18 protein-coding genes are annotated in these 23,565 nt (G+C 44.4%); 7 read left to right on the top strand and 11 right to left on the bottom strand.

The genetic code is table 11. The features are described 5' to 3' along the window. Positions 1 to 27 precede the first annotated feature (27 nt). The 4 genes from ACLVWP_RS05735 to ACLVWP_RS05720 all read right to left on the bottom strand — a co-directional run bounded on the left by ACLVWP_RS05735 (position 28) and on the right by ACLVWP_RS05720 (position 5,394). The gene (locus ACLVWP_RS05735; RefSeq protein WP_413560585.1) at positions 28 to 1,083 is read right to left on the bottom strand and encodes a hypothetical protein; all 1,056 of its coding nucleotides are present in this window, start codon (positions 1,081 to 1,083) and stop codon (positions 28 to 30) included. A 32-nt stretch (positions 1,084 to 1,115) separates the two neighbouring features. After that, positions 1,116 to 1,505, bottom strand: a complete 390-nt coding sequence (locus ACLVWP_RS05730; RefSeq protein ID WP_413560584.1) for a CC0125/CC1285 family lipoprotein — start codon at positions 1,503 to 1,505, stop codon at positions 1,116 to 1,118. A 146-nt stretch (positions 1,506 to 1,651) separates the two neighbouring features. After that, the gene (locus ACLVWP_RS05725) at positions 1,652 to 2,875 is read right to left on the bottom strand and encodes an MFS transporter (protein WP_413560583.1); all 1,224 of its coding nucleotides are present in this window, start codon (positions 2,873 to 2,875) and stop codon (positions 1,652 to 1,654) included. 86 nt (positions 2,876 to 2,961) lie between these two features. After that, positions 2,962 to 5,394 carry an ATP-binding protein gene (locus ACLVWP_RS05720; protein ID WP_413560582.1) on the bottom strand — a complete coding sequence of 811 codons (2,433 nt, stop codon included), beginning with the start codon at positions 5,392 to 5,394 and terminating at the stop codon, positions 2,962 to 2,964. A gap of 246 nt (positions 5,395 to 5,640) precedes the next feature. Here ACLVWP_RS05720 and ACLVWP_RS05715 point away from each other — a divergent pair, with 246 nt between their 5' ends. From ACLVWP_RS05715 to ACLVWP_RS05695, 5 genes are read left to right on the top strand one after another with little or no spacing between them, the layout of a single operon-like run. Continuing rightward, positions 5,641 to 6,393: a formyltransferase family protein gene (locus ACLVWP_RS05715; RefSeq protein WP_413560581.1), complete on the top strand. Its 753-nt coding sequence runs from the start codon at positions 5,641 to 5,643 to the stop codon at positions 6,391 to 6,393. Next, positions 6,390 to 7,055: an alpha/beta fold hydrolase gene (locus ACLVWP_RS05710; protein WP_413560580.1), complete on the top strand. Its 666-nt coding sequence runs from the start codon at positions 6,390 to 6,392 to the stop codon at positions 7,053 to 7,055. The genes ACLVWP_RS05715 and ACLVWP_RS05710 overlap by 4 nt, the downstream gene beginning before the upstream one ends. Next, positions 7,052 to 8,770, top strand: coding sequence for an AMP-binding protein (locus tag ACLVWP_RS05705; RefSeq protein ID WP_413560579.1), 1,719 nt, complete (start codon positions 7,052 to 7,054; stop codon positions 8,768 to 8,770). Before ACLVWP_RS05710 ends, ACLVWP_RS05705 begins: the two co-directional genes overlap by 4 nt. After that, positions 8,763 to 9,632 carry a UbiA family prenyltransferase gene (locus ACLVWP_RS05700; RefSeq protein ID WP_413560578.1) on the top strand — a complete coding sequence of 290 codons (870 nt, stop codon included), beginning with the start codon at positions 8,763 to 8,765 and terminating at the stop codon, positions 9,630 to 9,632. The genes ACLVWP_RS05705 and ACLVWP_RS05700 overlap by 8 nt, the downstream gene beginning before the upstream one ends. Before the next feature lies 1 nt (position 9,633). Continuing rightward, positions 9,634 to 12,315 (top strand): phosphoenolpyruvate synthase, encoded by a 2,682-nt coding sequence (locus ACLVWP_RS05695; protein ID WP_413560577.1) that lies wholly within the window; start codon positions 9,634 to 9,636, stop codon positions 12,313 to 12,315. 1 nt (position 12,316) lies between these two features. Here ACLVWP_RS05695 and ACLVWP_RS05690 read toward each other — a convergent pair whose 3' ends face one another. From ACLVWP_RS05690 to ACLVWP_RS05680, 3 genes are read right to left on the bottom strand one after another with little or no spacing between them, the layout of a single operon-like run. Then, positions 12,317 to 13,414: a DUF3419 family protein gene (locus ACLVWP_RS05690; RefSeq protein ID WP_413560576.1), complete on the bottom strand. Its 1,098-nt coding sequence runs from the start codon at positions 13,412 to 13,414 to the stop codon at positions 12,317 to 12,319. Between the two features lie 12 nt (positions 13,415 to 13,426). Continuing rightward, positions 13,427 to 14,515 (bottom strand): hypothetical protein, encoded by a 1,089-nt coding sequence (locus tag ACLVWP_RS05685; RefSeq protein WP_413560575.1) that lies wholly within the window; start codon positions 14,513 to 14,515, stop codon positions 13,427 to 13,429. After that, the gene (locus tag ACLVWP_RS05680; RefSeq protein WP_413560574.1) at positions 14,512 to 15,225 is read right to left on the bottom strand and encodes an outer membrane lipoprotein-sorting protein; all 714 of its coding nucleotides are present in this window, start codon (positions 15,223 to 15,225) and stop codon (positions 14,512 to 14,514) included. The genes ACLVWP_RS05685 and ACLVWP_RS05680 overlap by 4 nt, the downstream gene beginning before the upstream one ends. A 76-nt stretch (positions 15,226 to 15,301) precedes the next feature. Here ACLVWP_RS05680 and ACLVWP_RS05675 point away from each other — a divergent pair, with 76 nt between their 5' ends. Together ACLVWP_RS05675 and ACLVWP_RS05670 are read left to right on the top strand one after the other, a co-directional pair. Further along, entirely contained in the window at positions 15,302 to 15,991 is a 690-nt protein-coding gene (locus ACLVWP_RS05675) for an ABC transporter ATP-binding protein (protein WP_413560573.1), read from the top strand. Further along, positions 15,988 to 17,196: an ABC transporter permease gene (locus tag ACLVWP_RS05670; protein ID WP_413560572.1), complete on the top strand. Its 1,209-nt coding sequence runs from the start codon at positions 15,988 to 15,990 to the stop codon at positions 17,194 to 17,196. The genes ACLVWP_RS05675 and ACLVWP_RS05670 overlap by 4 nt, the downstream gene beginning before the upstream one ends. Here the strand turns inward: ACLVWP_RS05670 and ACLVWP_RS05665 are convergent, their stop codons facing one another. From ACLVWP_RS05665 to ACLVWP_RS05650, 4 genes are all read right to left on the bottom strand, one after another. Continuing rightward, complete coding sequence (locus ACLVWP_RS05665; protein WP_413560571.1) at positions 17,197 to 19,320, bottom strand: dehydrogenase; 2,124 nt, start codon at positions 19,318 to 19,320, stop codon at positions 17,197 to 17,199. Continuing rightward, positions 19,289 to 20,320, bottom strand: coding sequence for an SDR family oxidoreductase (locus ACLVWP_RS05660; RefSeq protein WP_413560570.1), 1,032 nt, complete (start codon positions 20,318 to 20,320; stop codon positions 19,289 to 19,291). Before ACLVWP_RS05660 ends, ACLVWP_RS05665 begins: the two co-directional genes overlap by 32 nt. Beyond that, on the bottom strand, positions 20,317 to 21,321 hold the full coding sequence (locus ACLVWP_RS05655) for a diacylglycerol/lipid kinase family protein (protein WP_413560569.1): 1,005 nt from the start codon (positions 21,319 to 21,321) through the stop codon (positions 20,317 to 20,319). Before ACLVWP_RS05655 ends, ACLVWP_RS05660 begins: the two co-directional genes overlap by 4 nt. A gap of 175 nt (positions 21,322 to 21,496) precedes the next feature. Beyond that, positions 21,497 to 23,464 carry a hypothetical protein gene (locus ACLVWP_RS05650; protein ID WP_413560568.1) on the bottom strand — a complete coding sequence of 656 codons (1,968 nt, stop codon included), beginning with the start codon at positions 23,462 to 23,464 and terminating at the stop codon, positions 21,497 to 21,499. Positions 23,465 to 23,565: the final 101 nt, after the last annotated feature.

The raw sequence follows: 23,565 nt of genomic DNA, 5'->3' as shown, positions 1-23,565 counted from the left end.
TCTTTTAATTTTCAATCTTACGACTGATTAAAGTTCCATTTTATAGCGAGATACGATCAAGTCTTCAGCAGCATCAAGCTCTTTCAAAACTGCGTCTTTAAATTTTGCTGAATCAACATCAAGGTTGTAAACAATGCTTGCCGCAGAACTTACTTTTACTTCATGAGATTTTGCACCACTCAAGCCAACAACTGTATTACGCATCAACTCTTCTTTTTCGCCAGCTCTCGTACGGCTGTCAGCTTCTTTATCCAACTTCAATACGAATGGAACGTTAGAAATCGCTGTTTTATCCAAGGCGATACCACCTGCATTCCATTTTGATTGGTAACCGAAGCCAGAACCACTCAAAACTTGAACTTGCGGAGTGAAAGTCGTACCAGACATACCGTGGCCTTCAGCAATCGTGAATGGAGTCGTCTCTCCACCAAAGTAGCCGAAACCAACTGTAAAGTTCGGGAAGAACAAAGAAACCTCTGCATCACGCGACAAAGAACTGATCGCATAAATAGAAGTATTTACTACACGTGGAACATTTGGAGCAGAGAAAGAAACAAAGCTCTCGCCCTTAACAACCGGAGTTGTACCAAAGTTTTCTTTTTCATATTTAGAAGCTTTATCAGAAGCCGCAACAACTGAAGACCACTCAACAACTTCTACGCCTGTTTTTTTGAATTTTTCTTTAAGACGATTATAAGAGATACCAGCGATCTCTTGCATGACTTGTTGGTTTTTCTCCCATGGGAAGTTTACGGAGAAAGTTAGCGTACTTCTAGCGCCATCACCTGCATTTACCAAACTAGCCAGTTTGTTCTTTGCAACTGTGTACATGTCAGTTTGTAGATTCAAAGAATAAGTTGGGATTACAACTTTCTTATAAGAATCAACACCGCCACCCTTGTACGTTGTCCATGTCTTAGAATACTTCTTTTGATCTTTATTGAATTCTTCTTGAGAGAAAGTCGCTGGAGAAGAATACATTGTACCCGCGATAAGCCCGCCTCTGCCGCCATTACCACCACCACCAGATGCACAACCAACCAAATAGAATGCCGCTACGCCTGCAAATGCGTATTTAACCATTGTTCCTCCTTGAACAGATGTTTGTTTTAAATTTAGTTTTTAATATCTTCAGGCAATGATTCCGCCATGATAGCCTTGGCATCAAGTCCACCCGGCACTGTCCCCTTATGCATGTGAATAACGCCGTAGTATCTTGGCACCGTCACACCACTTCCCCATGTTGCTTTATCGCTGCGTGATTTTGTATAGAATGTAAATTGATCGAAGCCCTCTTTCAAAGTCAGCTCCGCACAACGACGATTCAATGCTTTCTCGACTGATTCAGGTTTTGAATTTCCATTGCCAGTGAACTCGACCGTATAAACGCCCGCCGAACTTTTGTTCTCTCTAAATCCATCTTCGTAATTTACGGGAACAGATCCACAAGAAGTCAGTAACAGAAAACTCAGCACACTCACTGCAGATAAAACAATTTTTTGCATACACCGAAGATAGGATTTAGATTGTTAGTCAGTCAAACAAGATAAAGTCTAGAATTTTTCACAAACAATTGAATGGATCTCGCACAAACAAGATCCAGACAATAGCCGATGAAAATAACAATTGATAAACCAAAGGCAACGCTACGTTACCGGGCTACACCCGCAGTTGATTGCGCGGACATTCTCTTCATCAAAATTAGCGCAAACAAAATCCCCACCAAAGACATCAAGGCACCCACGATTGTCGGAGTCGCGTAAGAGTAGCCCATCAACAAAGGCAAGCCTCCCAGGAATGCTCCCAATGAATTTCCGATATTAAAGCAAGACTGACCCAACGAAGAGCCCAACATCTCCCCGCCCTCAGAGTTTTCGATCAAAAGCATTTGAATTGGTGGACATTGAGCCATCGCAAACAAGCCCGTCAAAAATACCGTAATAAAAGTCAGCACCGTGTTCTGCGCAACGAAGCTACTTAAAAGCAACATCGCCATCATCGCAACCATCAAAGCAATCGCAGACTTCAACGAAGAGAAACGATCTGCAAGCTTACCGCCGACAGTAATCCCTGCCGTCATTCCTACGCCCGCCAAGATCATCCAGAGTGGGATCGAACCTTCAGACACTTTCGTTTCATGAATCAACATCGGCGCGATGTAACTGATCCACGCAAAGAATCCACCGAAACCGATTGAAGTAATTATGATACAGATCCATAAGTTCAAATTCTTAAAGATTTTAAACTCACTCTTAAAATCTGCGGAAGGATTTGCAGGCAATGCCGGAATCCAAGCTTTCAACGATAACACTGTTGCCAAGCCCACAACCGCCACCATCGCAAATGCCCACTGCCAACCAAACTTAGCACCAATATATGTACCCAGCGGCACGCCCACGATATTTGCAATCGTAAGACCCGTCAGCATACTCGCCACGGCCGAAGCTTCTTTGCCAGGTTTTGCTAAACGACTCGCAACCACCGCACCAACACCGAAGTAAGCACCGTGCGGCAGCCCCGCCATAAAACGGAAGATCATCAATGAATAGTAATCCCCGGCTAAAGCAGAAACTCCATTAAACACCGTGAACAGAATCATCAAAAACAAAAGCAAACTTTTTGCAGAGTAACGAGCACCGATCACCGTCAGCAAAGGAGCACCAATCACCACTCCCAATGCGTAAGATGAAATCACATGCCCAGCAATTGGGATTGAGATGTTCAAGTTACCTGCCACATTCGGCAAAAGCCCCATGATCACGAACTCTGTCATGCCGATACCAAAGCCACCCATCGCGAGTGCTAAAAAACTTTTTGGAGTCGCACCTGGAATAGCAGGCGCCAATGCAGACGAAGAAGAGGAAGATTGAATCATTAGAATTTGCCTTGGGAAATAGTGATGAGTCGATTCTGCTCCTAGAGTAGAGATCGCACAAGATCTATTTTATATCTGCCCCCGTATTATCCCGCCTTAATTACGAGGGGGAACACATAATTCAGAGTATTTGAAAGGCTCTTAATACTTAAAGGCTTCGTCAGATACTCATCCATTCCAGCTTCCAAGCACTTCTCACGGTCCCCTGACATCGCGTGCGCAGTGACCGCGATGATTGGGATTTTCTGGAAGTCAGAGGCGCGGGCTCGAATGGTGCGAGTCGCCTCGTAACCATCCATCTCCGGCATCTGGCAATCCATCAAGACCAGATCGTATTTCTTAGCATGCAATGCCTCGATAGCGAGTCTGCCGTTTTCTACGATCTCACAGGTCGCACCAAGCTTCGTCACCATGGCTTGGATGATGACTTGGTTCACCTGATTGTCTTCAGCGATCAGAATGTGTACACCTTTGAGTTCATTCGACATCGAAGACTTCGGCTTAACCTCTTCCCTCTCGATAACATCCAGAGGAATCGTAAACCAGAACTTCGAGCCTTGGCCTTCAACACTTTCAACTCCGATTTGGCCATTCATGAGCATTATCAATCTTTGCGAAATCGAAAGTCCTAAGCCTGTGCCACCATGTTTTCTAGTAACTGAAGCATCCGCTTGAGAGAACGCCTCGAACAACGACTCAATTTTAGCTGAAGGAATACCACATCCCGTATCAGTGACCTCAAAGCGAACGGTCTGTTTTCCATTATGGGTACCCATGATTGAAAGAACTGCCGAGATCTCGCCTTTTTGAGTGAACTTAACGGCATTGCCTAACAGATTCAAAATCACCTGACGAATACGGCTGGCATCACCTTTAACCTCAGCTCCCATTTTCTCTGGCAAAGAGACATTGAATCTAAGGTTTTTGGCATGGATCAAAGGCTCGAGGGAATAAAGTGTCTGCTGCACTAAATCCTTCATATCAAATTTTGTATTAGCCAGTTCGATCTTACCTGCTTCAACATTCGAGAAATCCAGAATGTCATTTACGATCGTTAATAAGTGACCCGCTGATGATTGAACTGTGTCGATCATAGCTTTCTGATCATCTGTCAAGATCGTGCCACTGACTAACTCACTCATCGCCATCACGCCATTCAGGGGTGTGCGAATCTCGTGGGACATATTCGCTAAGAAATCTGATTTTGCGCGAGAGGCTTCTTTCAAGGCACGATTCGCCTCCATCAAGCGGCGCTCACGCTCACGAATATCAGAGATATTCACTGACACACCCATGCTGCCGGTTTGTCTTCCTTCGCCGTCAAACAAAGGCACGACGGCAATTTGCACATCGACTTTTTTCCCTGACTTAGTCGTGTATTCCATTTCGCCAGAAAAGTGCTCACTCTTTTCATTAACCTGATTTGCAATACGATCCGTGTTGCCGTCGTTGCCAGCTAACGCAGTATAAATACTTTTTCCAAGTACGTCTTGCTCTGACCACTCAGTGATATGCTCACTGGCTTTATTCCAAGTCGTCACGAGCTTGTTCTCATCCAGGATCGAAATCCCGACAGGAACCAAGTCGATTAGCTTTTTCAAAGTCATATTGGTCGCATGTTCACGGGACTTCGCTTCGTAAACTTCAGTGATGTCTCTTAAAGTCACCACCGCGCCAATTTTCTTGCCGTCTTTATCAAAAAACGCACGGCCATTTGTGGAGAGCTTTACTTTCTTACCAGTAACGGCTTTAACCACCATCTCTTGATCTCTGATCATTTCACCATGGAACGCACGATACAAAGGAACATCTTTCAGCTCCATCAATCGCTCACCATCAGCATGGTACAACTGATAGTAATTCGGCCAGTCTTCCTGAGGCATCGGTGCCCCTCCATCCAAGCCATGAAATCTACGACTGGCTTGGTTGGAGAGATGCACTTGACCTTCACTATCACAGGCAATAACACCATCCGAAAGATTTTCTAACACGGCATTCAGAAACTCTTTTTGTTTCTCGAGGTCCTTCTCCGCCGCATGTCTTTCATCGATATCAATGACCCGTGATTCTAAAAACTGCATGATAATTTTTGCGATTCGCTCTAAAGATCTCAATTGAGCCGGAGCGATATATTTAACGTCGTGAGCAAGCACACAAAGTGAGCCGATCACAACTCCATCAGGTGTTACTAACGGAACCCCTGCATAAAAACGAATATTAGGATCGCCACGTACGATGGCTAGATCTTTAAAACGATCATCTAATCTGGCATCGGGAACGATCACTGGCAGAGTGTCATGAATAATCATGTTACAGAATGAATTTGATCGATCGATCTGATTGATCTCGGTACCGACATGGGACTTAAACCACATGCAGTCTTGATCGACGAAACTGATAAGTGCAATAGGTACTTCGCAGACGTCGGCTGCAAGCCTTGTCAGCTCATCATAAGCCTCTTCAGGCTTGGTACCCAGAATATGATAACGCTCCAATGTTTTACTTCTTAGTGTATCCATCCGCCAACGTCCCTCGTGTACTTAACTTGTCGGCATCAAGAATTTTTAACCGGAGCGAATTTATGAGAGGTTTCGAATGATTCGGAGGTTGTAATCCTGAGTATACTGGGATCTCAGCGGGGGACGCGCAATTTGAAACAGTGTCTAAAAGTTGAACGTCAGGTGACTCACATTTGCCCTCTAAAACCACCACCAACCGCCCTATTCCCCTCTCTAGGGGCATAGATACTGCACTCTATTTTCCCTATGAAAACCTTCCTTGTAAGCTCTACCGTCACGTTTGTTCCTGAGAACTATGAGGCCTTCGTAAACAGCCTTGCAGACAGCGACAAAATCCACGGTTTAATTTTGATTGAAAACCGCGATTGGAAAATCGTGGCAAAGGCATTGGCTCTTTTGCTATCGGGAGCAGCTCCTCGCATGGGCTGGCATCTTCTAAAAAACTATTTCGGTTCATCGAACGCACGCAAAGAACAAGCATTCGCTCGTAACGGCAAAGTGTTCCGCGTTGTTTCTGATATCAACTCCAAGGAAACTTTGGAGTTCATTAAGCAAGAAAATGTTGAACTGATAGTTAACGCTCGCACCAGATCTTTCTTTAAAAAAAATCTCTTGAATGCTCCTCGCTATGGCTGCATTAACATTCACCATGGATTGCTACCTGAGCAACGCGGCCTCATGTGCGACTTCTGGGCGCATATGGAAAAAACTAGTTTTGGATTTTCCATTCACCAGATGACTTCAAAGTTGGATGATGGACCTATTTTGCATGTTGGCGAGGTTAAGACGGATTCTTCAAACTATATGACTTCTATCTTTGAAGGGTCTTTACTAGAGTCACAGGCGATTGAAAATTTGTTGGCGAAGCTAGCTAAGAACAAGCACGCTGATAATATTTTTTCTGGGTTAGAGAATATCAAAACACAAGAAACCAAGTATCGCACCAACCCTAGCTTGATCGATTTTTATAAATTGCAATTGCGAGGAACTAAAATATGAAACACATTATCGCGCTTCATGGAAATCCCGGTGCTCCTCAAGATTGGTCTTTACTAAAAAATCACGCAGCCGACATCAAAGCTGTAGATGCTTATTCTGATCAGTGGATGAGTGATGTCCTGCAAAGCCCGAACAAGGTGATCTTGCTAGGTCACTCTTGGGGTGCGTACCGTATTCTTAAAGCACTTCCCGCTTTAGCGGCTAACGTTGAAAAAGTCGTATTGATTGCTCCTTATGTGAATATCGAGCGCCCCCTATCGGGTATCGCACAGTTGTTGCTTAATACTCCGTTCATTGGTGACATGCTGATCCAATCTAATCACAAGAAAAGCAAAGACAGCTTTTTGGATGATTTGATTTACCCTTTCAAGGTCGAAGGCCTTGCCTACTACCAAGAAATCGAAGGACGTCTGCAAGACTGGCAGGCATGGCAAAAGACTGCGATGGTAAAAATGCAGATGCAGTCGAACCCCTTGAACGCTTCAGATGTTTGCCAAGTACCAATCGAAGTCTTCTATGGCAGCGACGACAAGATCAGCAACGCTGATTTCCAAAATCAAATTTTAAGTAAGTATCCAAAAATCAATATTCATCATTTGCAAAACACCGGTCATGGCCTGCTATGGTCCCATCCCGAGTTGATCTCTAAGGAGTTACTATGACATCCACTAAAATCGGCTATCACGCTGGCGAAAACGAACTGAATAACGTATTCAGCTATATGGAGCAGCACTTGCGCGACTTCCCAGATAGAGTGGCTTTGCGCTGGGCCCGTCGTGATTCTTTGGCGCAGTGGAATGGTGATCCTAAAACTCCTTTCCAACATGATGAAATCACTTACAAGCACTTTGCCGCTCGCATTTCATCCTTTGCGCAGGGCTTGATTGATATAGGTATTCAAAAAGGTGATCGCGTTATTATCTTTTTGCCAATGAGCCTTGATATGTACACCGCGATGTTCGCCGTTCAAAAAATTGGTGCTATCGCTGTGTTCCTAGACTCTTGGGCGCGCTCCCACCACTTGGGTGCTTCTGCTGAATGCGTAGGCCCTAAAGCGATGATCAGCTTTAAAATGGCTTTTGACTTGGTTGACCAAGTTCCTGAGTTTGCTTCAATGCCGATCCGTGTTCTCTATGGCCCTGGTGACAAGTTCACTCATAAATTTGAAACTTTACTGAAAGCTCCAACGACACATTCCGTGGCTGTTGAATCTGAGTTTACAGCCTTGATCACATTCACGACGGGATCAACTGGCAAACCTAAAGGTGCAAACCGCACTCATAGATTCCTATCAGCACAACATCACGCGCTTTCTCATGTGATTCCTTACACTGAAAAAGACCGCGATATGCCAGCCTTCCCTATTTTTAGTTTGAATAACTTGGCATCAGGTGTAACAACGATCTTGCCAGCATTGGATCTTTCTCAACCTTCAGAGCGTGACTCTGCGATCCTGGCTTGTCAGATCATCAATGAAAATATCAATTGCACGACACTTTCCCCGTCTATGCTTGTGGGCTTGGCTAAATTCTGTAAAGAAAAAGGCATCGTACTTAGTCACCTTCGCCGTGTAGTGACTGGCGGAGCACCGATTTCTAAAGACGACGTAAAAGCCTTCTATGAAATCGCACCGCAAACAGAACTTTGGATTTTGTATGGATCGACTGAAGCTGAACCAATGGCCCACATCGAAGGCCGTGACATGCTGAAAGAATCCAAGCAAACAGATCCAGAAATCATCGAAGAAGGTGTCAACGTAGGTCATATCAGTGATGACGTTGACTATAAATTCATCCGCACGAACGACGGTCCAATTGAGCTTGTGAATGGTTCTTGGAGTGGCGTTGAAGTAGCAAAAGGTGAAGTTGGCGAATTCATCTGCACAGGCGACCACGTTTGCCGTGAGTACTATAATAACGAAGCAGCCTTTAAGACGACAAAAATCATGGATGCACAAAACCGCGTATGGCACCGTACAGGTGACCTTGCCTATATCGACGAAGATAAAAACTTGTGGATCGTGGGTCGCGTGAATAACGCCATCCAAAGATCTGGCAAATACTACTTCCCGGTGACAGCAGAGGTTTTGCTAAAACGTATGCCTTTCGCGTACCGTTGCGCTTTCTTAGGTGTGGCTGATGCGACCTTGGGTGAAGCAACTTATGCAGCGATTGAGCTAAAAGCTGATATCGATACTAAGACTTTTGATTTTGAAGCCGCTCGCACGGAAATCCGTCGCGTATTTGCTAAAAACAATATCCCAGTCGATAAAATCGTATTCGTAGATAAAGTCCCGATGGACCCGCGCCATCACTCTAAAGTTGAATACAAAGTTTTGCGTGATCAACTTTCAACACCAGGAGTTGTGATTGCGTAACTGGCTGATCTTAATCAAAGAGCGTTTTAGTCCGGCACAATACATCCCGATGATCGTGGCCTTTACGGTCGCGAATGGTTTGTATTTGTCAAAAACTGAAAGCATTCCTTGGAAGTGGAGCCGTTTTGCGATGGCCTTTATCCTGATGCTTTCGTTCTTTTTCAGAATGCGTCTGTTTGATGAGATCAAGGATTACGAGGTTGATTTAAAGATCAACCCGACTCGCCCACTTGCCCGTGGGATTTTATCGGTTCCTCAAGTAAAGATCGCACTGATGCTTTTAATTATCTTAGAGCTAGTGGTTGCATCTCAATTGGGTCTTCCAAGCTTTCTGATCCATGCGATGGGTATCGGCTACAGTTTATTGATGTACGAAGAGTTCTTTATCGGAGATATCCTGCGTCCTCATCTGACGACTTATGCGGTTTCTCATACATTCGTGAGCGTGCTCTTGGGGGTTTCTGCGGCTGTCGGGATTACTGGTATCACGGACTTAAGCGTTCTATCTAAACACATCTGTTTCTTTTTAGTGAACTGGTGCTTCTTTAATCTTTTCGAGTTTGCTCGTAAGACCTTCGCGCAAGAGGAAGAAAAACCCAATGTCGCAAGCTACTCGAATATTTTCGGCACTAAGGGAGCTTACCTGCTGTCTTTAAGCCAGGTCATTATTGGCTTGGGCTTACTAAGACTTCAGTTTGGTGAGTTCCTTATGTGGCCATCGATTCTTGCTGCCGTCTATTTTGTGGCGACAGTTTCATATCTATTTAGTCCTAAGACCTTCAATGCAAAACTTTTCCGTGGCGTGACTGGGGCATATTTACTTATGCACTTTATCGTTATGTCTATTGTGCTAGGAGCTTAAAATGCTAGTTACAAAAAAATCCACCTCACTCTTTGCTAAAAATGAAGCTGGCGGAAAAGGCTACAATCTTTATTTAATGTCTCAAGCTGGCGTACCAGTTCCTGAGTGGGTTGTGTTTGGTAAACGCTACTTTAACGATTTCTTGGACACGCAAAATCTAAGATTCAGAATATCTACTATCGTTGATCAAGTGATGGCGGGAACTCTTTCCCCAGCTCAAGCTGAAAAAGACATTCTTGCGATCTTTGACTCCACAGCGGCAACTCAGTTTTTAAGTGAATCCTTGGATCAAGCATTGGCTCAGCTAAATAATGCCTCTGTTTTCTCAGTGCGCTCCTCTGCCGCTGACGAAGACAGTGTTTCGCATTCATTTGCTGGACAGCTTTCAAGCTTTCTTTACGTGAGTGGCAAAGAGGACATCCTAAACTTTATTAAAAAATGCTGGGCCTCTGCGTTTTCAGAGCGTGCCCTGGTTTACCGTCAAGAAAATGGCATTGATCTTAAAAAGATCTCTGTGTCTGTAGTCTTGCAGCGTATGCTTGATCCAGATAAGTCAGGTGTTCTGTTCACTTGTGATCCTGTGGCTAAAAATCTGCAACACTTTGTCGTATCATCGGTTTACGGTGTCGGCGAAGGCTTGGTATCTGGTGCCCTTGATGCGGATTCATTCTGGTTAAATGCCACAACGGGCGCTTTGGATAAAAAAGAGATCGTTGAAAAATCAGAGCAAATGAAAAAGTCCTCTTCAGGACATTGCCAGTTGCTTCCGGTTGATGAGACTTTAAAAAATGCTCCGTCACTTACTGATGCTGAACTTCATGACCTTTATAAATGGGGTATGAAGATTCAAAACGCCTACTACCGTCCGCAGGATATCGAATGGGCTATCCAAGACGGCAAACTTTATATTTTGCAAACTCGCCCGGTCACTAATCTTGAGTCTGATTTGGTCGGTTACCCGAACCTTTGGGACAACTCGAACATTATTGAATCTTACGGTGGTTTGACGTCACCGCTAAGCTTCAGCTTCGCTCTTAGAAACTATAAGGCCGTGTATGTTCAATTCTGTGAAGTTCTAGGCGTTCCTTCTGAGATCATCAAGGATATGGATTCCTATCTTGCTTACATGCTGGGTTCGATCAATGGCCGTGTGTACTACAATCTATTTAACTGGTACAAACTTGTCGGCGTTCTGCCTGGTTTCAAACAGAATCGCGAATTCATGGAAACCATGATGGGCGTTTCTGAATCTCTGACAGATGAAATCGCGAATCGTATTAAGCCGCATCCATCTTGGGATACTCCAGCTGGTAAATTCCGTAAGATGATCACAGGCTTTAACTTTATTAAGTATCACTTCACGATCCAAAAAGTCGTGGATGATTTCTTGGTGACGTTCCACCGCGATTACGACAAATACCGTGCAATGCCACTAAAACGCATGCGCGGCGATCAGTTGATTCAAGTCTATGCAGAGGTTGAAAGAAATATGCTCGGTCGCTGGAAGGCACCCATCATCAATGACTTCCTGTGCATGGTGCATTTTGGTTTGCTAAAAAAATTAACGAACAAATGGCTTTCTGAATTAGACTCAACAATTCAAAATGACTTACTTGCGGGTGAAGGCGGACTTGAGAGTGCAGAGCCAACAAAGGCATTGCTACGTCTTGCAAGTGTGGCTTCTAAAACTCCGGGCCTAAGAGCATTGATTGAAACCACAGATCCGAAAGAAGGTCTTGAAGCTTTAAATCAATCACCTTATGAAAACTTCTATCACCTGGTCCTTGATTACTTGGATAAATACGGCTTCCGCTGCATGAGCGAAATGAAGCTTGAAGAGATCGATCTTTTGACTGATCCAAGCTATCTATTCGTGTGTTTGAAAAACTATTTGAAAGCCGGAAAAGTTGAGATACATGACGATGCTCACGAAAAATCTTTGCGTGCGCAAGCGGAAGCCAAGGTTGCAGGACATCTGACAGGCTTCCGTCAAAAGATGTACTTCTGGGTTCTAAAACATGCGCGTAAAGCCGTTAAAAATCGTGAAAACACACGTTTTGCGAGAACTCGTATCTACGGTATTGCTCGTACGATCTTCCAAGCAATTGGTGAAGACCTTGCAAGCCTAAATGCTTTAGAAAATCCACGTGATATTTTCTGGCTTACGATCGAGGAAGTATTTGGGATCTATAACGGGACGCTGCCCGCTTATAATCTTAATAACCTCGTGCAACTTCGTAAAAAAGAATACGACGGCTTCACTGAGGACACAGATCCTCGCATCATGACTCGTGGTGCGGCTTACTGGAATAACACGTTCGTAAAACCTGTTGAGGAAGCTCCCCTTGATCCGAATGCAACGTATGACCTTAAAGGTCTGCCGTGCTGCCCAGGTGTTTTAGAAGGTGTGGTTAAAGTGATTCTAAATCCAGGTGATAATTTGGATTTGAATGGCGAGATCTTAGTGACGGCAAGAACAGATCCAGGATGGGTTCCATTGTATCCTGCGATTTCAGGACTGCTGGTTGAGCGTGGAAGCTTGTTATCGCATTCAGCGATCGTAGCACGTGAGATGGGTATTCCTGCTGTCGTCAGTATCCCGAATTTGACCAAGACCTTGAAAACCGGCATGCGCATCCGTATGGATGGCAAAGCCGGCACAATTGAAATCCTAAGCGAGTAGCCTAGGATTTCTTATAGATGTGGAATTGATAGACGCCTGTGCCGTCAGTTTTTGCGGCCCAGGCGTTTGTGTCTTGTTGCTCTTTCCAACCTGTTAGATCCATCTCTTTCGCTGCACGCATGAAAGAACGAATCACCATACAAGTTCCTGAGGCATTTTCCGGATTCAGACGTTGCAAGACTTGATTTGCATCTGCATCCGACAAATATGAAATCGTATCTGACAAAGAAATAAAGTCGTACTTTTGCTTAGGCAAGTACTCTAACAAATTCCCCAATAGGTAATTCACTTTCGTATTCGATTTTTTAACAGCCTCAAAGATATGGTGATGAGCTTCTAGTGGAAGTCCCTCTTCGTGACGGATGCTACCTAAAAACAAAATCTGCATGAAATAGTTCTTACGCACTAACTGTGTGCGGAAGATACGGTCGAATTCTTCGACGATGAACTGACTTGGTGGGCGAGATTCCGTTTTATGCCCATCACTGCCACTGAAGTGACCTTTGTACAAAAATTTATTAAAGACGAATTCACTCGCTGCTACTTTGATAAATGTATTCCAACGAATCTTTGGCCAGTGCTTTTCATAAAGCTCAATTTGCTCTTCCAAGCTTTGCGCCGCGAATACTTTTGAAAAATCACATTTCAAAACTTCACGGAACAAGTAACCAAGCTTTTGGAAATGCGATTCCCAACGACCTAACAAGATAAACCCATGAGGCATCCAACCCGTTTTACGCTCTTCCCAATAATTTTTGGCAGCGTCAGACAAAGTCAGTTTTTTGAATAGGTCCCAACGGCTATCCCCTGTGTCTTCACCGGACTGCAAAGCACCACGGTACCCCATAAAGAATAAGTATTCCTCGTAAGTCAGTGACTTCATACTTTGGAAGCGAAGCTCACACAGATAGTTTTGGCTCACCGACATATCGATCACATCAAGAACCGCAGGGTTTTTAGCAATCAAAGGCATGCAGCGCGCACCCGAGCCCGCAATACTAAATACACGTCCACTATTTTGCGGCAGCAATTGATATTCAATACGCGTGTCTTCGTTTGAAAGCGTGTAATTTAAATCTGAAAAGTATTCGTTTGCCATGGTTGCCTCATTCTAAAAAGGGAGATTCCCGGTAATTTCAAATCGAACACCGACGACAGAGCCGCCAGTCATATTTTTATAAATCGCAAACAGCGTATCGCCGTCGCCTTCGTAATACTGCACAAAGCCTGTGAGTGTGGACCAATCTGTCACGTTGTATCCGTAACTAAGACTCGCGAAGGCATCTTGATTAACGGAGTTATAGTAAACCTGTGCTTGCAGGTCATGGCGGTTGGGATTCCACACCATGCTCATATAATAAAGCGTCTTGTAGTCATGGGAGCTTGTACTGAATCTGCCAGAATCATAAAAAGTCACCATTGGCAGAATCACAAAATTTCCTAAGAATAAATCCACTCCCAATGAGCCAAAGTATTCGTCTTTGTAATCGGGATCTGCATTGACTGAATTATCCTGACTGCCACCCAACTCAATTTTTGGAACAGCTTTTTCAAAGGCGTAGTTCGCAGTCATGCCGTAAATGTTTTTTTCAGCAGCCTTAGCAGCCAAAGCTGTGAATCCAATCCCCTTACCATTGATTTTAATTCTGCCACCGTAACCAGTTTCAGAATCTTTATCGCTGGTCATAGTCTCAGGCAAAGGCTCTGGATAATAGGTCTGAGCCATTTTGCTCACCCCGACCAAATCCAAACCAAAGCTTTCAGATTCATAGGAATAAGACACACCTTGCGAGTGAGTCAGCTGGTCGGCAAAAGGATCAAAGAACAAGCGATTGTATCGGCGCCCTGTCCACACATCGAGTGATGGAACTACCCAGCTATCACTCCAGCGCATGGCTTGTTGGCCGACGCGGATATAGGAAGAGTTGGTTTTTAATTCAACGTAGGCTTCTTGAAGGTAACCACGATGTGGAGATCTGCGCTCCTCGGAAGGTTCTTTCGCACCATCGAAATCGCCAAAACCTTCTGCGAATACCGTAAAACGACCTGCCCCTGCACTCAACCTTGAATGCAGCAAAAGTCTGTTAGCGAGCTCTTCCTTATTCTCCCCGCCGATGTATTCATAGCGAGAACTTAAAGTCAGATCTGCTTTAGCTGAAACAGAGGCTAATAACAACGCCCCAACGAGCCAATTCCTCACTTCATGCTTTCCATATTGCGAGTTGTAAAGAAGCTATCGTCAAAAGACTTGGCCTTCATGCTTTGAATACGGATGTAGCTTACTTGCTTATTCACGTCTTCGATTTTGATCGTTGTTGGGCGAACCGCACCTGAGATGCTTTTGTAATCTTCAAACGCCGCACGTTTTAAAACTGTTTTGCCATCAAGACCCAAATAATCTGCACGCAAAGGTTGAGAGTTGCCTTTTTTAAGCCACAAACGAATCGACGCATAAGTCAGATTGTCTTTGGTGCCTTTTAGCATCAACTGCACTTCTTTGGCGTCTTCCTTTTCTTTCGTTACCGCATAGTCACCGGCCCAACGAGTTCTGGAGATATCACCGTTTGCAACTTGGCCCGATAGCTTTTGTGCTAGTGACAGACGCATAGATCTTTTCAAATTTGGGATATAGGCATGGAAATCACGATCCAACATCAACATGTTGCGACCTTTGTCGCGAGCTGGTTCCTTAGTGATGATCATGGTTTTGTCTTGGCCTTTAAGGAATACATCAAACACCGAAGTGCCTTCACTGGTTTCGACTTTGATTTGCATCTCGTAGGAATCAGAAGGATTACGAATTTTATCTGCCGCTAGAACCATTTGTTCAGGAGACAAAGCAGCTTTTGCCGTCAACGCTGAAAAAACCAGTCCGCAGAGAATTAAGTTCGCTTTGAAGTTTATTTTCATGATGATCTCCACGATTTAAAAATCTATACTGTTTTGGCCTCCTCCACTTTAACCTTCCGTATTTAAAGGAGCAACAGTGAGTGCGTTATATAGACTTCAAAATTTAGATTATTCCTACGAGTGGAATAAACAAAAAGTCCCCGTTTTGAAGACACTCAACATCGAGTTTAACGAGGCCTGTTTTTGCTGCATCGTAGGCCCTAGCGGTTCGGGTAAAACCACACTCTTAAACCTATTAGGCCTTCTTGACTCCCCGACAAATGGCCAAATCATTTTCGGCGGCCAAGATGTGGGTAATCTCCCTGAATCACAGAAGGAAGAAATCCGCCTGCACAAGGTCGGCTTCGTCTTTCAAAGCTTTTACCTAATCCCTACGTTAACGATTTTAGAAAATACTTCTTACTTTTTGCCGTCACTTGGTTATTCCGCGGATGACGCAAAAAAAACGGCCCTAGAAACTTTGGATCTTTTGGGTATCGCTAATCACGCTCACAAAAAACCCCTAGAGTTATCTGGTGGTCAACGACAGCGCGCTGCGATTGCTCGCGCGATCGCAAAAAAGCCTTCTGTGGTTTTAGCCGACGAACCGACTGCGAACTTGGATTCTGAAACTGCTGAAAAGATCATTGGAGCCTTTAAAGAGCTGCAAAAATCTCAACGCACTAGTTTTATCTTCTCTACCCATGATTCTCACTTAGTAAAATACGCAGAGACGATTCATCACATTAAAGACGGACAAATTTCTAAGGGAGCATCAGCAACATGACAGAGATTTTCAAAATTGCTTGGCGCAACCTGTTCCGCAATCCCCGTAGAACTGCTGCAAGTTTACTGACAGTTTGCTTGGGTGCCGCAGCCCTGCTTATCTATCAAGGTTTTAACAGCGGGATTATGAATCAGTACCGTGAAAATACCATTCACGGTTACTACGGTTTTGGACAAGTTTTCCCTAAAGGTTACTACGGCAAAGTCTTTGAACAACCTTGGAAACAATGGATTGAAAATCCAGATGAAGTAGAAAAGAAACTTCTTTCTGCCAAAGGTGTCGAACAAGTCTTCCCTCGCCTGTCGTTTTATTCCTTTCTTGCAAAAGGTGGCATTACTTTAGGTGGACGCGGTGAAGGTGTTTTGCCTGAACGTGAAAACAAGTTTTTTGATAAAATGAACTTTATCGCGGGCGGCGATCTTCAAGGTGAAAACGATATTATCTTGGGTAAGGGCTTAGCGGATAGCTTAGACGTTAAAGCTGGCGATACGGTGACTTTGCTTACTCAAACGATCAATGGGCAGCTGAATGGTGCTGACCTTCGCGTGGCTGGTGTTTTCCATATGGGAATCAAAGCTATTGATGACGGTTACTATCGCTTGCACTTAAAACAAGCGCAGCGCTTATTGGATACTCAGCGCGTGGAATTGTTCTCGCTTGCAACTATCGGTGTTGATCACTGGGATGAGGTTTCTAAAAACATTACGACAGCTGATCCGAACTTGGAGCCTGTACGTTTTGAGATCTTAGATAAGGTTTATTATCAAAACTCTGTGGACTTTCTATCAGCCCAGTTCGCTTTTATTAGAACAATCATTTTATTGATTGTGGCCCTGGGGATCTTTAATACGATTGCTGTGGGTTTGCTTGAGCGCGGTGGCGAGATTGGTGCTCTTCGTGCGAATGGCGAAAAGCGCAGTCGCTTGTTTAAGATTTTGCTTTTAGAAAATTCGTTCTTGGGTCTTTTCGGTGGGATCTTGGGGATCGTGATCGCAGTCCTTTGTACTAAGACGATTTTGTCTTCAGGCATTCCAATGCCTCCAGGACCTGGGATCACTCGTCAGTATTTGATTTTCATTGAGATTCAGGGAAGTCATTACTTGCAGGCATTGCTGCTACCAATGTTCACGGCGATTCTTGCTAGCTGCTGGCCGATCTTTAAACTTTTGCGCAGAACCATTCCAGAACTTCTGCGCTCGACGTAATTATCTTTTTAGAAGTGCTAGTTGGCGGGTCAATTCAATTTCACGGTCGGTGATAACACCCATGTGACCTTGGATTTCTGCCAACTCCACACCGTGTTTTCTTGCCATCTTATAGATCTGTTTAACCTTATCCCACTCGATATCACGGCCCATGGTGAAGGACTCATGACGACCTTCCATGGCAAGTAAAGCCGTTTCAGCCAAACATGCATACACCGTTTTACCCGGAAGACCTAGATCACAAGTAAGCTCTACCGGACCTGGCAAGTTCACTTCACCCGATTCCATAATCAAAATGTCAGGACGTTTTCTGACGTCTTCCATTTCAAAATCAAGTGGACGCGAACAATCCGCCACCACACAACCCGGCTTTAACAACATCACATCGACAATTTTTTGATCGAACGAAGAAGTCGCTGTCAGCAACGCATCAGCTTGTGGTGCCAATTCATTGGCATTTGTGGATAGGATGACTTGGCAGTTCGGAGCAATCTGTCTGATTTCTTCACGAAGCTCCTCCAAGCGATTCATACGAGGTGCAACCAAGCACACACGTTTAAAGGACAAGGCTAAAAGTTTCGCTGAAACTTTACCGATAGAGCCCGTTGCCCCGATCACCATCGCCATACCATCAACACGGTTGTCAGCTGGATCGATTTTTACCAAAGCCATTTTTCTGACGGCTTCGTTGAGACCCCACAAAGTTGCCGAAGCACTAAGCGAGTTCCCTGTCGTAACCGGGATGGGGCTATTTTGATTAATCGTAATCCCCTGGTCACCCACGATTTTCGTGTAAGCACCAAGGCCCGCAATCTTTGCGCCTCTTGCAGCAGCATCGTTACAGATACCTTCGATTTGTCGATAGATTACTTCAGGATCGGATTCTTTTAAAACTTTTGGAGTTGCGAACAGTCCGTAGATCAAACCATTGATCTCTTTGCCGTTTGCTTGGCTGATCACGTGTTTCACTTCGCCGTAAACAATCGGCGGAGCCTTAGAAACCATGCGATCAAATGGATCATTCCATGACTTAGGCATGTTATTTAGAACTCTAAGCCCCGGAACGCGTAGCAAATCTTTATGCGACAACGCGTGAACAACGAATGCAAAATCCGGAGCTGTGGATTTTTGCATTTTCTTTCTAACAAAGTTAATGCTGTTAGAAAGCTTTGCTTGAGTCGAAGTCTGACGAGTCGTCGAATACTGACGAGCGACCGAACGAACTTCTGTTTCTGTGGCTAGCAACTGCTCCCACTCCTCCGTGGAAAGTGGTGCCGTTCTATTGTGACTTAAACGCAAAACTGCATCTAAGATCGAATAGTTCATGTAAGGGCTTGCCTTAAACTCTTCAGGGAATAAATTAATGATGGATCTTGGTTCATACTTTCTGATCTCTTGTTCCATCAAAGGATGATGAGACCAAACGATCACGTCTTTATTACGAACAACGTCAGCGCCTGAATCAAAAAGTAAAACCATCGGCATATCACCGCAAACGTATTGCAAGTGCTCTGCCTGAGAAACCATCGATGAACGCATCATCTTTTGCAGTTTGCCCTCTGCAAATGGCGTGTTGTTACGAAGGTCACGCATTGTTGCGATATTCAAAGCGGTCTTAGTAACAGTTTTTAAGCCTTTGAACGGACGAACCACCAATGGCAGGCCCAACAAAGAATAAGCATCACCCATGTGCACTGACTTTGGATAGCGATGGCGCATGAACTCTTCAAGCTCGATATTTAAGATCGCGGCTGGAAAGAACACACCTTGTTCAGGCTGGATCTTACCTTGATCAATCATTTTTACTAGCGAGTTGATATTCGCGATCTCGCGAAGACCCGTCCCGTCACACAATGGTACGGACGAAGGCAAACCCATGATTTCTAAATACTGGCGATGTACGTAGCTTTTGCCATCCATGCGAATGACTGGAGGTAAGCTTGTCAAAGCAAAGGCATCGACTTGATCACGAAGACTTGTGATCAATTTTTTCATCAGGTCGACAGAAAACTGCACACCAAAGCGCTGAACTTCAAAGTGCTTTCCACCGTAATCAAATTCAAAAGAAGCGTCCCAGAAAGGACGACCGAAACTAATCTCGGCGATGCGATATGTATTTTTCATAGCCTCTCCAGAAGATAGTTTCGTATTCAGAGAACTCAGGACACCAATCAGTACCTAGTACCGCTTGAGTATCGCCCGAGTCGTATTTAGGGAAATGTAAAAGATAATTAAGTTCCTCTTGAGGAAACTTGAGTGCCAGTTCAGAGACGGCTTTCAAAAGCGACTCAGGCACATTATCGACAAGCTTGATACCCTTATTGCGAATATTTCTGTTTTCTAAAGTCGACTTATAAAGATCAGAAACTTCAAGCCCGTGCGCCGGAGTAATGTGGAAGCTTTGGTAAGATGTGTTTTCAGGATTTAAAGACCACTCGCAAAATTTCACAATTGCATCAGCGGCTTTATCCACTGGAACTAAAGGCAATGATCGACCCGCAGTTCCTGGAACTGGCAATGCCGCCGGGAAGGCTTCAATCACTTTTTTCAGACGATCAAACGCTACTGGCGATTGGTAAGGACCATCGATGCGTTGGATTTCACCATTTTCAGTGTCACCGACTAAAACTCCCAAGCGGAAGTTTACTTTTAAACGGAATTCTTGATTCCAGTTTTGGATTAGCTTTTCAGCTAAAGCTTTAGATTCAGAATAAGGATCTGGGAAAGGGCTTGAGAAATTTAAATCATAAGGTTTTACAACCGAGAGCTTTGAATTAACCGCTGCTGCAACAGAGCTCGTATTCATGAACACAGGAATTTTTAAAAGGCTTGCAACCTTAAGAGCTGTCCCCGTTCCCGTGATATTGTGATGAAAGCATTCTTCGTGGCTGGCTGTAAGATCGTAAAGACCTGCCATGTGTAGGAAGATATCGAATTTTTCAGACTTTAAAGACTCAACATCAAGTCCGGCATTCCATTTTAACAGATCACCCTGCACTTCTGTTTTACCAGAGCGGGACATCACTGAAACCTCGAATTTTTCACGAAGCAAAGGTACGACTTTCTGACCCAAAAAGCCTGTCCCACCCGTTACTAAAATTTTCGGTTTAGATTTTAATGTCATTTAGCTACCACGATTGGCAAGAACTGCGGCAAGCACTTGACCGAGATCTCTTGAACACCTTTGTGCAGGACTTCGCCGTCACCAAAGAATGTAAGCGAGCGTTTTGAGCTCTTACTTTTCAAAGTGAATTCTTTAAGCTCAAATGATTTTGAATATGGCAAGCGAGCCGCCGTTCCACCGCGGATATTTAAAGCCGCGCGCACGTGTTGGATCTGAGAATTAGATTCAGAAATCAACAAGTTCATAGTCCCATCCGTATTGGATGTGAATGGAGCTGGCGTGTATTTAGAAGCAACATTCGGTTGGTTGTTCACCAAAATAATCGGCGCAGTCGTTTCAAATTTAGGTTTTGACGGGATTTCGACTTCAAGTTTCCAGTCTGTTGGGTCCCACGTACGAATGGCTTCCATTGCCATCATTGAATAAATCTGTGGTCCCATTTTTTTAACCATCGAATAGCCTTGTTTCGCTAAGAACTTCAAAGCCATTTTGCCTTTTGGACAGTCTGATCGTTGTTGCAAGAAACTGCGAAGCTCATTCGACATCTCTGCCGTCATTGCTGGTAGCCCTAAGCCACCGTTAGTCAGCATAAATGATTTTTTGCCATCACCCGTGACTTCGATCACGTCGATGTTTTTAGTCGTGCCTTCAAGGATGTTACGAACAGCCTGATGGATTCTAGTCGAAATCCCCATTCTCTCCGCCAAATCATTGGCAGTTCCAGAGCGGACAAGCGCCACAGGAGGAACAGCAAAGCCTAACTTATTATGGATTCTGATAAGATTTTGGAAGCAAAGGTTGATAGTGCCATCCCCACCGCAAATGATCAGGGCATTGGTTTTATTGAGCATCTCATGGGCCAAGAACTGATCCATGTCCTCTAGGGTCGTCGGATAAGCAAAATGCAGGTCGCAGCGAAACAGTGCCTCACGCACAATAGCTTCGACTTGCCCCTGATTGGACGAACCTGCCTTAGGATTGATAAGAATCGACACTCTCATATTCAGCACCTTTTAATAATTCGTGCTTTATAGAGCACATAGCGTGCCCTCGAGTGGGACTCTCTCATACAATAGGTTCTAGGTGAAGTACTCTAAGTGTATCAAAGTTAGACAGGGTGACGGCTAAGGCTCGTCACCCAAAATATTCGATAACTGTTAGTTTTCGATAGAGGTTTTAGTTTACGTCATACCAGAACAGGCGATCGTGAGTGCCCTTGGTCATCAGCCCCTTGGACGTCCAGATGACGTTCATCGTAAATGCGTTTTTATCTGACGTCGTAAGCGTGGATTCAACCGTATAATTATTCTTCGGATCTACCACGACATACAAAAACGACATGGATGTAGTTAGCGCAAGACAAGCGAACTTACCATTCGCCAAAGGCTGAATTCCCCCTTGAGGAAATACGGCGAACAAGTTTAATGGCGAGTACTGAGTCGAGCCCATCACCTGCACAGAGTTACCATCGTAATCAACTGCATAAAGGGTATAGTCACCGTTATTCAACATATAAATCTTATCACCAATAGCTTGAGGTGCCATCCCTCCACTCGGAATACCAAGATTGCCTGCTGAACCGAACGGAAGGGTTTTCTTAAGAGTGCCATCCAGATCAACCCTGTACAGGTCCGTATTACTTTTAAACCAAAGGTGATCAGCAGCATCGATACCAATGAAGCTCACATAATTTCCTGTAGAGCTAAAATCGTAAGTCATTGTGGACAGTTCAACACCCGCCTTAGAGCGAATTTGAACATGGGCGATGCTTGTGAACGTTGGCGAGAACGCTTGCTCAAATCCTCCTGTGACGATTTTATCATCGGAAGTCACAGCAACGAAATGAGTATCCCAACTATTGATATCTGGATGATCTACCGAAAACGTGCGGGAATAAACACCAGCATTCGTGTACACGGCGATGCGTTTGTTGCCATCGTCGTCCACATAAATATTTTCATCGCGATCTACCGCAAACATACCTAAACGATCTTTAGCTTTAATAGCCGTAGGCTCACTTCCCCAAGACGTCATTGAGGTCGCAAATTCATAAGTAGTGCCCGAGCGCTCCCAACGTTCATCTGCAGCGGTCTGTTGAGTAATGCTGTTATAGCCAACAATTGTGTTGCCATCTGGAGAAACTGCAATTTGCACTAAAGACCTAATATAATGACCAACACTACTTCGCAAAGTACGAATCAGAACTGGCGTACCAGAGGTGATATCGTAAACGTTAACACCTCTGCGGGGATCGTCTACAATATTGTCGTCACCAGAGTCGACGACATACATTCTGCCTGAAGCATCGAATTGGATGCCCATAAGACGCCCCATGGAACCAGTCAGATCAAATTCTCCGACCGTGCCACCCGACTCACTAAAAATATAAATTTTAAAGTCATTCGAGTCTGGAGTAATAGCGTAGATATTCTTATTTCCCGGATGCTGTGCTATCTGGTGAAATCTCTTATTCGCTGTTCCGCCATAAGATCTTAAGTAATTACCGTTAAGATCAAAGACCTCAACTTCATTATTAAGCAATAGACCACCACTATCGATAAGAAGTGGAATAACATGAAGCTCTTCCGTACCGTTGGTACGATTAATCACTTCGATATCATGGCCCCCTCTGTTGAACTGAACTCCGGCGGCTCCCACGATATTGAAATGCGTTGCCACGCCTGCAGGGGTAACCTTTAAAATACCGATATTCCCCCAAGAGACAGACTCCCTACTCACAAGATAGTAATCACCTGCTGCTGATTTTGTAACGGGCGACCTAGTACCGATAAAGGCAGGATAAGTGTTCATATCAATATCAGTTTTTGCGATCGTCGTGCCATTTGCATCAAACGTGTAAATTCCAGAATCGCCCAGAAGAGTTACATTTTTCGAATTATCGACAAACCCCGCACCAAAAACCTCTGTCATGAAGTTCATGCCCACCCATAGGTTTTTACCGCGAACGGCACCCAATGAAAGTGGATGGTTTCCAACCGGAAGCTTTGTCACTGGACCTGAAATGGATGGATCACCGATGCTCGGTAAAGAAGCTTTGCCTCCAAGGACGTTTACGTCCAAGGAGCAAGCAGATAAGAATACTAATGAACCAACTACCAACACGCTCAAGAATTGTGATTTCATATGACTACATATCGGTATTTGGAAACGCTTCATTTAGTGAACATCTCATTACGGCACATTAACTTATCGTAACGAACTGGACCCACTGTCTCAATTTGATC

The sequence above is a fragment of the Bdellovibrio sp. HCB209 genome (assembly GCF_047306065.1).
Taxonomy (GTDB): Bacteria; Bdellovibrionota; Bdellovibrionia; order Bdellovibrionales; family Bdellovibrionaceae; genus Bdellovibrio.
The sequence above is the reverse complement of the archived record's forward strand: the minus strand, read 5'-3'. Positions and strand labels throughout refer to the sequence as shown.